The organism is Thermostichus sp. MS-CIW-37 (assembly GCF_054060065.1).
Genome location: NZ_JBSSCV010000001.1, coordinates 123,533 through 135,751, shown reverse-complemented (window position 1 = coordinate 135,751; position 12,219 = coordinate 123,533). Strand labels below are relative to the sequence as shown.

Sequence of the window (12,219 nt, the reverse complement as noted above, 5' to 3'; positions counted from 1 at the left end):
GGCTGTGGAAACTGTGGAAAGTGATCGTCAACACCTTGTGCCATGAGCTTTTGAGCCTATTCCCCACCTGTGGAAAAACTGTGGATAACTTGGCCACTTTTCCACAGGGTATTTATACCTGTTAATAACTTGGGGGGTTTTTCCACAGGTTTTCCACAGATTTTCCAGGTTTTTCCACAGATTTTCCACAGGCTAATGTTATGGTTTTCTGATAAATTCATAAAAATTAACGCACAGTCAGTGTGAGATCCCCTAAGGTAGTGAATCCTTCCCCCTAGATATGGCTGGGGATTCCACCGGAGCTGGGGCGGGCTTCGCTGGATTTCCACAGGTTTTCCACAGGCTGTCGAAGAAAGCCTGGGACATTGCTCTGGGCTTGTCGGCCTTGACTGGCCACCTGTGAGCTGACACGGGATTTTTGGCAAGACCCCAGAGGAGCGGGAAAGCGCTCTGCGCACCAGAAGCGGCAAAGGAGGTCAGGATGAGGATGGGACAGCGCCTGACCCAAAATTGGGCTGCTGCAGGAGCGAGTCGCAATAGGGATGCGGTCTAGAGTCCGTACCCGCGAAGGGCCAGGCGTAGGTCAACGGGATCCGTTTTGGTGATGGCGGGAGCGCAGCACGATCACGTCAGAAAGCTGGCGCAGTTGACTTTGAACCTGGGTGAGCTGTTTCTTATCACGTACATCGATACAGAGATCGATCAGGGCGGTGCGGTTGGCAAAAGTTTGTACCTTAGCATTGCGAACATTAATGCCTTGATCCGATAGACGGGAAAGAATGTCCCGCAGCACCCCAACGCGGTCGATAACCTCCAGATGCAGTTCTACCGGGTAGATCTGGGCGCTCTGCCGCAGTTGCTCTTCGTTCCATCGTACTGGCACCAGGCGTTCCCCCGAAACCTGAGCCACCCGTGGACAGTCCTGATGGTGGATACTAATACCCTTAAAGCGGGTGACTACGCCCAAGATCGGATCCCCCGGCAGCGGATTACAACACTTGGCCAACTGGTGTTTCAGACCCTCCACCCCCAGAATGGGAGATTGGGATTTGATAGAACTGGGAGCCGCAGAAGCCCGTGGCAACAACAGCTTGGATCCCTCAAGCGATTCCTCCTCTGTGGGAGCAGATACTGCCGGCCTGCTGACCTCCTGCAGCCGATGGATCACCAGCGTGGGGGTTGTCTCACCATAACCCAGAGCGGCTAACAAATCCTCTACACTGGCGTAGTTGAGCTTTTCGGCTACCTTCTGCATCCGCTCTGATTTGAGCAGGGCATCAAAGCCCGTTTTGCCCAGCTCCCGCTCCAGCAAATGCCGGCCCCGCGCGATGTTTTGCTCGCGATTGGAGCGCTTAAACCATTGGCGAATGCGATTGCGGGCAGAGCTGGTGGCAACGAAATTGATCCAGTCCAGGCTGGGATGGGCATTTTTGTGCGTGATGATCTGCACAATGTCGCCGTTGCGCAGGCGGGTATCCAGGGGCACGATCTTGTTGTTTACCCGCGCTCCTGCACAGTGATCCCCAATTTCGGAGTGGATGCGATAGGCGAAGTCCACCGGACAGGATCCCTGGGGCAGGGCCAGCAAGTCCCCCTTGGGCGTGAAAACGTAAACCTCGCTCTCAAACAGATTCTCGCGAAGGGTGTCCAGATACTCTTTGTCGTCTTTGAGGTCGTTTTGCCACTCCAAGAGCTGCCGCAGCCAGGTGAAGCGCTCCTCGTCCGCCTTGACGGTGGTGCTGCCGGCCTCCTTGTACTTCCAGTGGGCGGCGATCCCGTACTCAGCCACGCGGTGCATCTCTTCGGTGCGGATCTGCACCTCCACCGGTCTTCCCTGCGGGCCAATCACCGCCGTATGCAAAGATTGGTAACGATTGGCCTTGGGCAGACCAATGTAGTCTTTGAAACGCCCAGGGATGGGGCGAAAGCAGTTGTGAACGACTGCCAGCACCCGATAGCACTCGCTGTTGGTATGCACGATCACCCGCACTGCCGAGAGATCGTAAATCTCGTGAAATTCTTTGTGCTGCTGCTGCATCTTGCGATAGATGCTGTACAAATGTTTGGGCCGTCCGCTGATCTCAAAGCGTTCCAGTCCCGCTTGAAGAAGGTTCTGCCGCAGCTCTTCGATAAAAGCTTGGATCTCGGCCTCTCGCTCGGCGCGCTTGGCGTTGACCAATTCCTGAATCTTCCGGTAAGCCTCGTAGTCCAGATACTTAAAAGCCAAGTCTTCCAGTTCCCATTTGAAATGCCAGATCCCCAGCCGGTTGGCCAAAGGGGCGAAAATTTCCATGGTTTCGGCTGCAATTTGCCGTTGCTTACTGGGGGAGAGATACTGCAGCGTGCGCATGTTGTGTAAGCGATCCGCCAGCTTGACCACGATGACTCGAATATCTTTGGCCATGGCCACAAACATGCGGCGGAAATTTTCCGCTTGCTGCTCGGTTTTGCTGGAGAAATTGAACTTAGAGAGTTTGGTAACTCCTTCTACCAGTAGGCGAACTTCAGAGCCGAATTCAGCTTCCAGGGCTTCTGGGGTAACTTCTGTATCCTCAATAACATCGTGCAAAAGGCCCGCTGCCACCGTCACCGCATCTCCCCCCAGCTCCCGCAGGAGAGTGGCCACGGCTACCGGATGGGCAATGTAGGGATCCCCTGATTTGCGTTTTTGGCCCTGATGCAAACAGTAAGAAAACTCAAAGGCACGGCGCAGCAGATCGGCTTCTTCAGCCGTGTAGGGCCGCAACCCATCGCCGGGATCCTCGGCACCGGAAAGCAGAGCACGCAGCCACCCTGGCACCTCAAAACCGAGGCTATTCAGGTCGAGACCTCCATCTGAGGTGGCAATGACAGCCGTCTGACCCATGCGAACCCGGCGAAAAGGGATGTTTGATTACTGACTATAGTTCATCCAGCTTAGCCGCCGACAGATCAAGAGGGAAAAAACGGGTGGAATAGAAAGAAGCATTGGCTGTCTGCCAACGCCGACCGCTTGCCATCCTCGGCAGATCGAGGCTTAGTCTTCGCCCCACTCCTCGCAGTCGCCGATTAAATCGCAGAGAGGATCCGAGGGGCAGTAGTCTTGCAGCTCCAGCTCTTGGGCAATCGCCTGCCACTCCCGCTGGGGGAAGAAGGGTTGCAGGTGGGCAATGGCTGCAGAGCGGCGCAAGACCCCCTGCCGGACAAGGCGACGAGCTTCCTCCTGGATGGCCTCAACCGCATAGTGGGTGGCTTGTAAAGTGGGCATAGCTTAACCTACACGTGGAATGGATGGGACGCACCGAGGGGTCGGGAAAATCTTGCCTCGCTACCCCCATCATAGAACTGGGTCTCGTTTCGTAGCAAGAGATACAAGTTTGTATTGCAGGCAACCTTAAGGCCCGCTTAAAAGCCCAAGCCATCGGCTCCTGCGGTCACTATGCCTTTTTCTGGGTTCAGAGTGACGATAGATCCATCCCGGATTAAGCGGGTAGCATCCTTGACCCCCACCAGCACCGGCACCCCCAGTCGCAGGCCAATGACTGCTGCATGAGAGGAGGCTCCCTCTTCTTCGGTAATCACGCCGGCTGCCTGTTTGATGGCCTCCACATAGTTGGCGTCGGTGGATTGCGCAACCAAAATGTCTCCGGCGGTGATTTTGCTGGCATCGAGGCTGGATCTCAAGATGCGGGCCGGGCCGCTGACAATGCCTTTGCCAAACCCTTTGCCTTGAGCCACCACCGCTTTCACCACATCCACCTTGATCAGATCGGTGGATCCCGCAACGCCTGGCAGGGTTCCTGCACTGAGCACCACCAAGTCGCCATCCTTGAGCAAGCCATCTTCCTGAGCCAAGCTGATGGCCGCTTGAAAGGTCTGGCGGGTGGTGGCCAAATCCATAACCAACAGCGGATGTACCCCCCAAACCAACTGCAGCCGCCGTGCCACTTCCACATGGGGGGTTACGGCTAGGATGGGAGTGCGGGGGCGAAACTTAGAGACATTGCGAGCAGTAGCCCCTGTTTTGGTCAGGGTCATCACGGCTACAGCATCCAACTCTTGGGCGATCTCCCCCACGGCGCGGCTGATCGAGTCGGTGATCAGGGTTTTGGGCCGCATTCCAGCAGGACTGTTGCCGTTGTTTTGGCTCAGCTCCTGCATGGCAAGGGCGCGAAGGCGTTGTCGTCGGTCGGCGGAGGTCAGGTCAAAGTAATCGCGCTCGGTGCGCACGGCAATGCGGGCCATGGTGGCAACGGCCTCGACAGGGTATTTGCCCACAGCCGTCTCGTTGGAGAGCATGACGGCATCGGTGCCATCCAAAATGGCGTTGGCCACATCGGAGATCTCGGCACGGGTGGGTCGGGGGCTGTGCACCATGCTGTCCAGCATTTGGGTGGCCGTAATCACCGGGATCCCCAGGGAGTTGGCCAGGGCGATCACCCGCTTCTGCAGGATCGGCACCTCTTCCGCAGGCAGCTCTACCCCCAGATCTCCCCGCGCCACCATCACACCGTCGCTGAGGGCCAAAATCTGGGGCAGCTGTTCAATGGCCTCGTGTTTCTCGATCTTGACGATGATGGGTACCCGCTTGTCGGCTGAGCCCGAAGAAGGCCGTTTGGCTGAGGCAATGAGCTCCCGCAGCTCCAGCACATCAGAGGGATCCCGCACAAAGCTGAGGGCCACCCAATCCACCCCTTGGTTGAGGCCGAAGTAGAGATCTTCTTTGTCTTTTGGAGTCACGGCGCGGATGCTCAGGCGCACACCGGGGAAATTGACCCCCTTGTTGTTGGAGAGGGTACCCCCGACAATGGTGCGGCAGAAGAGTTCGCCCGCTTCCGGATCCACGGCTTCCACCCGCATCTCCACTCGACCATCGTCGATGAGGATCGTCGCTCCTTCGGGCACTTCTTGGGCCAGCTTGTCGTAGGTGACCCAGCTGCGCTCTTGGGATCCCAAGACAGGTTTGCTGGTCAACACAAAGGGATCCCCAGCCTTGAGGGTGATCGAGCCTTCGGCGAACTTGCCCAAGCGGATTTTCGGCCCCTGTAGGTCTTGCAAGATGGCGACCTGAATGCCCAGATCCATCGCGGTTTGGCGGATCAGGCGAATGCTGCGGCGGTGTAGCTCGTGATCCCCATGGGAGAAGTTCAGGCGAAGGGTGGTTGCCCCTTGCAGGATCATCTCCCTGAGAATGGCTGGATTTGAGCTGGCAGGGCCGATGGTGGCAACAATTTTGGTGCGTCGAAAAGAATCCCTCAAATGCATGTCCACTGTTCCCAAGGGAGAGCAGCCCAGATCCTTCCCCCACATAGGGATCTCTCTGATTACGATAACCCGTTATGTCTTTTTTGAGGCACCGCTTTTTTAAAATCCCCAGCGAGAGAGGATGGGAAAATAGGCAAAGCAGAGTGTAGAGATCCATCTGGAGTCGAGCGATGCCGGTTGCCCCCGAATACGCCTTCCCCTTCGAGCACCATCAGAAGTTCTCTCTGGACAACCCCACCATCTCCAGCCCAGGGGTTTCCAAGCGGGAATACATAGCCAGCAAGGTATTGCAAGGTATCGTGAGCAATCCCCAGACTCCTGTTGGCGATTTGTCTCCTGAGCAACGACAGGCTTTGGTCTATACGGCGGTGTTGTTGGCAGATGATTTGTTGGCGGCCCTCGGCGCTCAGTAGAGAGGTTCTTGAGATTGCAGCGCACCCTCTTGGGGTGAGGTTTAGGCTGAGGTTAGCTGCTTGCGGCAGCGGGCCGTAGGCTCTGCTGCTACCTACGCCGCAGCTGTTGCGTCAACTCTTCCCCCAAGCGCATCCATTTTGCTATCTCTTCGGGACTCACCTGTCGGTCATTTTGCCAAAGAATGAGGTGGGCGCCAGCTCCTTCGGCGCAATAGTTGGGATGCTGCTCCCAAAAACCAAGGACGCCAGGATGGAACCGCAGCCGAACTTGGGCTTCATTCTCTCCTCGCAAGAGATAGCTCCGGGAGAACTTAGGGTGGCTCTCGAAATTGATATCTTGCATGCCAAAAGCTTTGGCGATGCCATGGAAAAGGGCATTTTCGGGGTGCAGCCGAAAACGGGGCAGATGAAGATCCTCGTGATAGGCGTAGAAGACGGACTGGCGATAAGTGCTAGAACTCTTGCCACTGCCGCGGGTGTATTGGTAATCAAAAACGGTAATCTCAGTGCCATCGATCAGCCGCTTGGACATCGAATTATAGAAACGCCGCCCATGGCCTCGTTCAAACAGTCCAAAGCCTGCTTGCAACAAGCGAGATCGAATCTCTTCAGGCAACTGGGCAGAAAAGCGCATTCCTAGCTGTGCAGCTACCCGCTCCAGAGCTTCTCGACGTTTCTTTTCGTGGTAAAGGGCTAGAGCCAAGATCCCGGCAGCCAGAGCTAAAAACAAGATAAAAATAAGCAACCCCATGCCGTCTCCCTCGGCTTACAGACTGCAGCGCCCATCCCCACAATACCTGAGCAGATTTCCAAAAGGATCCCTGCCTTCGACCATTCAGCCGAGCGGTCTCCTCTTGTCTTTTGTAGAGAAGTGACCCAATACAGCTGAGTGTGTCAAAGTTTGACGAAATTGTAGGGAGCGGTGAAGTTGTTGTAGCGAATGCGCAGCCGCCCCTGGAAGGTCTGGTCTAGCTCCTCTACTTTTTGGGCAAAAACCGGCTCATCTTCCCAATTGATCAAAAACGAGCCGTTGTAGGCCATGTTTTCGGTGAGCAGATCTCCTTCTACGCGGTCGCTGGCCAAGGGGCTGAGGGCTGCTGTAAAGGTCTGGGCAATGCGCTGACGTCGCTGCTCTAAGAGCTGCTCCAGAGCCCGTCCGATCTCGACTACCGCGTCCAGCCCCAGAGGAGCGCCGGCCATTTCGTCTCGCCGAGCTTTGAGGGCAGGGTTTTCCTCTAGCCCCAGCTTGAGCTCCTGCTCGGGATCCCAGAAGACCTTTACTCCCACCTCCCGCTTGCCCTCTAGGCGCTCCAGCAGAGCCAGCAGATCCGCCAAGCGGGGCTGCACCAAGTCCCGTTCCACCTGCTCCCAGCCGCTGACCACCAGACCAAATTGCAGAGGCAGCAGAGCCCGGTGTCCCTCGTTCATCACTTTTTCCAGCACGGCCTCATGGGCAAGCAAGTTGGCCCGGCTGGCCAGGTAGCGCTCCTGTCGAGCCTGGGAATACAAGAAGGCCAGGGATCCCAGCCCGTGAACCTGCACCGGCTGCTTGTCCAGCCCCACCACACTCAGATGACGCGGGCCAGGGGCAGCGACGATCCCGTAGAGGTAGAGGGCGCTATGGGGATTTGCCGTTGGCATTGCTGCGGGCATCTCCGATCAGCCACGTGAGGTTGGACTCTTCGGTGTCGATGGCATTGCCATCCGAGGAAATGCAGTAGCGACCCATCACCATCTGGTGGCGTAGGGTCACGCCTGCCGCAATCTGGGTGTAGTTAAAAATCAAGCTGCCATCCAGCGTACACCCTTCATTCAACACACATCCGTAGCCAATTGCCGTGGGGCCGATGAGTTTGACCCCGTCCGCCAAATAGCTGCTGGCCCCGATGTAGACCGGTGGCTCGATGTGGATGCGATCCCAGTTGGCGCGGATGTTGATCCCCGTCCATACGCCGGGTTGAATCTGGATCCCGGGCACCTTGACCCCCTTGATCTCGCCGCGCAGCACTTTTTGCACTGCCAGCCAGTAGTCGTGGGTGCGGCCAATGTCCACCCACTGAAAGTCAGCCGTGATCCCATAAAAGGGGGCACCCGCTTTCACCAAGGCCGGGAAGAGATCGCTGCCGATGTCGTAGGGGCAGCCAGGGGGAATGTAGTCGAACACTTCCGGCTCGAAAACATAGATGCCGGTGTTGATGGTGTGGCCGAGGGCCTCTTCCCGCCTAGGCTTTTCTTGGAAAGCAGTGATGCGACCCGTCTCGTCGGTGACTACCACCCCATAGCTGGAGACCTGGCTGGGATCCACCTCGCGCAACACCACGGTGGCCAGCGCTCCCTTGGCTTTGTGGAAGTTGACGATCTGCGTGAGGTTTAGGTCGATTAGCGCATCCCCACAGAGCACCACAAAGGTACTGTCGAAAAATCCGGAGAAATCCTGGATCTTGCGCATACCGCCAGCGGAGCCCAGAGGTTCGGCCACCGGCTGGCCGTTCTCAAAATGGCCTTCGAAGGAAAAGCCGATGTGAACCCCCCATTGCTGCCCATCTCGAAAGTAGTCTTCGATTTGGTGGGCCAAGTGGCTGGTGTTGACCATGATCTGGTCGAAGCCGTGTTCCCGCAGCAGCTCCACCAAAAATTCCATGACAGGCTTGTGCAAAATGGGGATCATCGGCTTCGGCATCATGTAGGTGATGGGCCGTACCCGCGTGCCTTTGCCTGCTGCCAGGATCATGGCTTTCATGCCGTCGTCACTCCTCCGGGCTAACCGTGCTCTGACTTTATCAAAAATTTGGGTCTAAAACCCCGCCCTTGAGGGCGGCTTTTCTTGATTTTGGCTGTAAGCAACTAAGACTTGTAGAGGAGCCCCACCCACACTCGATGCAAAATAGCTAGGGCTCCACAAGGCAGTTTTGCCGTAGGGCTTGGGAAACTTAGCCTGGCCGTACCTGCGACTGGAGACTCTTGAGAGCGTTAACCATCTGGAAATAGACCACTTAGGTGGGTAGAAAATCAAAAGATGAATATGGTCTGCTCCACCGTTAAACTCTAAAATCTCAAAATCCATCGATTGGGCAACGCTCTTAAATGCTGCCGCAATTAAGTCCAAACCTTCCTGCGTTAGTATCCTGCGTTTGTATTGGGTGACAAACACCAAGCGCGCTTGCAAGCTGGAAACGCTGTTGCGGTCTCTCCTTAATCCCATATGCTAAGATGACGCGCCAACCTAACTTCAACCCATGCAAGCCCGCTATAGGTATAGGTTCTACCCTACAGACCAACAGAAGCAAGCCCTAGCCAAAGTATTCGGTTGTGTCAGGTTTGTCTGGAACGAGGCCCTGGCCCACTGCCAAGCCGTTGGCAAGTATCCAGGGTACAACGCTTTGTCAAAGCGGCTGACAGGGTTAAAGCAATCAGTGGCATGGCTCAAGGAGGTATCCAGTGTTGCCCTACAGCAATCCTTGAGGCACTTAGACCAAGTGTACCGGCGTTTTTTTGAGAACAAAGGAGGTTTTCCACACTTCAAGAAGAAACAATCAAAGCAGTCATTGACTTTAGTGGCCAATAGCTTTTCCCTGAAAGGGGAGCGTGTGCATCTCGCCAAGATAGGAACTATCCAGCCTATCTGGAGCCGTCCGCTGCCAAGTCAACCAAGCTCTGTAACCGTAATCAAGGACTGCGCGGAGCGGTACTTTGTTAGCTTCGTCGTAGAGGTGGAGCCTATGCGTGTTCCTGCTCAGTCTCCCAGCGTTGGGGTGGATTTGGGCATCAAAACCGTTGCCGCTGTAAGTAGCAGAGCTCAGTACCACAGCCCCAACGATGAGCCTTTGTACCGGCGCATCGCTCAGTTGCAAAAGCCATTGGCCAGACGGGTCCAAGGGTCAAAGCGGTGGGAGCGGACAAGGCTGAGGATGGCCAAGTTGCACCGTCGCCTTGCTGACCTGCGGTTGGACTTCCTGCACAAGCTGTCTACCAAGCTCATCAGCGAAAACCAAGTGGTTTGTTTGGAAGACCTGAATGTAAGTGGGATGTTGAAAAACCGCAAACTGTCCAGGGCAATTAGCAGGCAAGGGTGGGGGATGTTTCGCGCTTTGTGCGAGGCAAAAGGGGGCAAGTACGGCAGGGAAGTGCGGGTCATTGACCGCTGGGCAGCAACCAGTCAGCACTGTTCGAAGTGTGGCTGGCATTGGGGCAAGCTTGACCTAGCTACTCGGGTGGTGGTCTGCGACGGTTGTGGCACAGTCCACGACCGGGATGGGAATGCTTCCCGAAGCATAGAGCAAGTCGGGATGGGGCAAAGCGCTCCGCGCCGCCAAGGCGAGCGCCCGACTCTAGAACGGATGTGGAGACTGTTCGCGCCAGCGGGACGGAGTCCTAGTAAGACCAGCTTGCTGGCATCGGTCTGTGAAGCGTCAAGAATCCTTGCTCTTTAGGGCATGGAGTATGTCAACCCACTCTGGCCCTGAACAACTGGCGCAGGTGCGGCTTGTGTTGGTGCAGCCGGCTGGGCCACGCAATTTGGGCGCTGTTGCTCGCATCATGAAAAACATGGGCCTCAGGCAATGGGTGCTGGTGGATCCCCAATGTGATCCCCTGGATGCCGAGGCGCTCACCGCAGCCGTGCATGGGGCGGACTTGCTCCACCAAGCCCAGAAGGTGCATACCTTGCCCGAAGCCCTGCAAGGGTGTGTGCAGGTTTTCGGGACAACGGGACGCAGCCAAACCTACCCACCCGAATGGCAAATTCAGTCTCCTCGCCAAGCCTTCCCTGCCCTGCTGGCCGCCGGCCCTGCTGCCCTCGTGTTTGGCCCCGAAGATCGCGGCTTGAGCAACGAGGAGCTGGCCCTCTGCCATCGCCAGATCCAGATCCCCACCGATGCGACCTATCCCTCTTTGAACTTGGCCCAAGCCGTGGCCATTTGTTGCTATGAGCTGTACACCCTTGCCTGCGAGAGCCCTTCTCCCGCTCCTCCTGTGCCCTCACCGCAAAGGCTTGCCTCCTTCGAGCTGCTGCAAGGCTTTTTCGCTCACCTGGAAGCGCTGTTGCTGCAGATTGGCTACCTGCGCCCCCACACAGCCCGCCGCAAAATGCTCAAGTTTCGCGCCCTGTTCCAGCGGGCCGGCCTAACCGTGGCCGAGGTGGCCTTGCTGCGCGGGATCCTACGGCAACTGCAATGGAGCCAGGGATGCTCTCGTCAGGAACCTCTGGAAGCAAATGCAGCTCCCGTCCCGCCGACGCAACCAGATTCCAGCAGGACCCCATCTTGACCCCAAGGCTGGGCCTCCAGCCCCGCCCTACCGCTACCGGAAGCAAGCTAGAAGGGCGGCTTCCTGCTTTCAGGCGGCGCGGAGCGCTTGTCAAGAATCTTGAGGCTTTGGCCGTGGGAGAATATCGGAGAATATCAATGCTAGAGCTTAAGGGTGGCGCGGGGATCGTAGGATTGAACCCGCTGCAGCTTTTCGTAAAGTTCTCGCTCTTCTTCGGAGATCTGGGTGGGCAAATGGATCTGCACCACCACGTAAAAATCCCCCCGTTCTCCGTTGCCTTTGGGAAATCCCCTTTCCGCCAGCCGCAACTTTCGCCCCGGCTGCATGCCAGGTGGGATCCGCAGCTTCACCACCCCATCTAAGGTGGGCACTTCCACCTGGGCACCCAAAACCGCTTCGCTGGGACTGATGGGCAGATCGCAGTAAACGTCGAATCCCTCTAGGCGATAGAAGGGGTGGTCTTTCAGCTCAATTTTAAGGTACAGATCACCGGCACCGCCGTTGGGGTTGGGGTGGCCTTGGCCGCGCAGGCGAATCCGCTTCCCTGGCGTAATTCCCGGCGGGATGTTTACCTCGAGCACGCGATCCCCGCCCACCCGCAGGCGACGCTTGCCCCCCTCAAAAGCTTCTGGAATGCTGATCTGGATGGTGGCCTCAGCATCGTAACTGGTGTTGCCGCTGGATCCCGAAAATCCGCTGCTGCGGTCTGTGGTTTGGCTGCGCACCCGGCCCAGCAGTTGATCGATGAAGTCTTGAAAATCATCAAATTGGCTGAAATCGACGCCACTCCCCCCAAATCCGCTCCCCCCAAAGTCTTGGCTGAAGGGGCTGCTGCTGTAGGTGTAGGCATCGCGGCTGGAGCGAAACCCGCCCTGCTGATAGTATTGGCCAAATTGGTCGTATTGCCTGCGCTTGCTGGGATCCGAGAGAACTTCGTAGGCTTCGTTAATGTCTTTGAATTTCTCTTCAGCCGCTTTGTCGTTGGGGTTGACATCTGGGTGATACTTGCGGGCTAGGCGCCGATAGGCTTGTTTCACCTCATCGGCAGTGGCCGTTTTGCTGACCCCCAAAATCTTGTAGTAGTCCTTAAAGTTTTGCATGGAGGCGTCCGCAGGCAAATCGCTGAGAGTGGGCAGAAAACCACGAGGCTAGGCGTCCCCGGCAAGGGCTCCTTCCCTCCGACCTACTGAAGAAAATGAGGAGGCGGGCTAGACGCCATCGCCCATCCCGTCCCTCCTCATTATCGGCGCTACAAGTAAGGGCGGGATCCGCCCTGGGCCCGCAGCCCACGGAGGGA

At 56.9% G+C, this 12,219-nt stretch carries 11 protein-coding genes; 3 read left to right on the top strand and 8 right to left on the bottom strand.

Features of this window, described 5'->3' with window-relative positions; translation table 11 throughout:
• Positions 1-583: 583 nt before the first annotated feature.
• The 3 genes from ACVWYZ_RS00580 to pyk all read right to left on the bottom strand — a co-directional run bounded on the left by ACVWYZ_RS00580 (position 584) and on the right by pyk (position 5,244).
• Positions 584-2,866 (bottom strand): RelA/SpoT family protein, encoded by a 2,283-nt coding sequence (locus ACVWYZ_RS00580; protein WP_457465466.1) that lies wholly within the window; start codon positions 2,864-2,866, stop codon positions 584-586.
• 150 nt (positions 2,867-3,016) lie between these two features.
• Positions 3,017-3,247, bottom strand: coding sequence for a DUF4327 family protein (locus ACVWYZ_RS00575; protein ID WP_457465464.1), 231 nt, complete (start codon positions 3,245-3,247; stop codon positions 3,017-3,019).
• Between the two features lie 137 nt (positions 3,248-3,384).
• Positions 3,385-5,244 carry a pyruvate kinase gene (gene pyk, locus ACVWYZ_RS00570; protein WP_414408711.1) on the bottom strand — a complete coding sequence of 620 codons (1,860 nt, stop codon included), beginning with the start codon at positions 5,242-5,244 and terminating at the stop codon, positions 3,385-3,387.
• A gap of 170 nt (positions 5,245-5,414) precedes the next feature.
• On the opposite strand from pyk, the gene ACVWYZ_RS00565 reads away from it, so the two are divergent.
• Positions 5,415-5,657, top strand: coding sequence for a hypothetical protein (locus ACVWYZ_RS00565; RefSeq protein ID WP_414329067.1), 243 nt, complete (start codon positions 5,415-5,417; stop codon positions 5,655-5,657).
• A gap of 88 nt (positions 5,658-5,745) precedes the next feature.
• Here ACVWYZ_RS00565 and ACVWYZ_RS00560 read toward each other — a convergent pair whose 3' ends face one another.
• From ACVWYZ_RS00560 to tnpA, 4 genes are all read right to left on the bottom strand, one after another.
• On the bottom strand, positions 5,746-6,408 hold the full coding sequence (locus tag ACVWYZ_RS00560) for a hypothetical protein (RefSeq protein WP_414423997.1): 663 nt from the start codon (positions 6,406-6,408) through the stop codon (positions 5,746-5,748).
• Positions 6,409-6,551: 143 nt separating this feature from the next.
• Complete coding sequence (locus ACVWYZ_RS00555) at positions 6,552-7,298, bottom strand: GvpL/GvpF family gas vesicle protein (protein WP_011433160.1); 747 nt, start codon at positions 7,296-7,298, stop codon at positions 6,552-6,554.
• Positions 7,276-8,397, bottom strand: a complete 1,122-nt coding sequence (locus tag ACVWYZ_RS00550; protein ID WP_457403506.1) for a sugar phosphate nucleotidyltransferase — start codon at positions 8,395-8,397, stop codon at positions 7,276-7,278. The genes ACVWYZ_RS00555 and ACVWYZ_RS00550 overlap by 23 nt, the downstream gene beginning before the upstream one ends.
• Before the next feature lie 54 nt (positions 8,398-8,451).
• Positions 8,452-8,859, bottom strand: coding sequence for an IS200/IS605 family transposase (gene tnpA / locus ACVWYZ_RS00545; RefSeq protein ID WP_457465461.1), 408 nt, complete (start codon positions 8,857-8,859; stop codon positions 8,452-8,454).
• A gap of 34 nt (positions 8,860-8,893) precedes the next feature.
• On the opposite strand from tnpA, the gene ACVWYZ_RS00540 reads away from it, so the two are divergent.
• Together ACVWYZ_RS00540 and ACVWYZ_RS00535 are read left to right on the top strand one after the other, a co-directional pair.
• Positions 8,894-10,087 carry an RNA-guided endonuclease InsQ/TnpB family protein gene (locus ACVWYZ_RS00540; RefSeq protein ID WP_457465459.1) on the top strand — a complete coding sequence of 398 codons (1,194 nt, stop codon included), beginning with the start codon at positions 8,894-8,896 and terminating at the stop codon, positions 10,085-10,087.
• 10 nt (positions 10,088-10,097) lie between these two features.
• Positions 10,098-10,922, top strand: a complete 825-nt coding sequence (locus ACVWYZ_RS00535; protein WP_457465457.1) for an RNA methyltransferase — start codon at positions 10,098-10,100, stop codon at positions 10,920-10,922.
• 140 nt (positions 10,923-11,062) lie between these two features.
• On the opposite strand, the gene ACVWYZ_RS00530 is transcribed toward ACVWYZ_RS00535, so the two are convergent.
• Positions 11,063-12,022, bottom strand: coding sequence for a DnaJ C-terminal domain-containing protein (locus tag ACVWYZ_RS00530; protein WP_457465455.1), 960 nt, complete (start codon positions 12,020-12,022; stop codon positions 11,063-11,065).
• Positions 12,023-12,219: the final 197 nt, after the last annotated feature.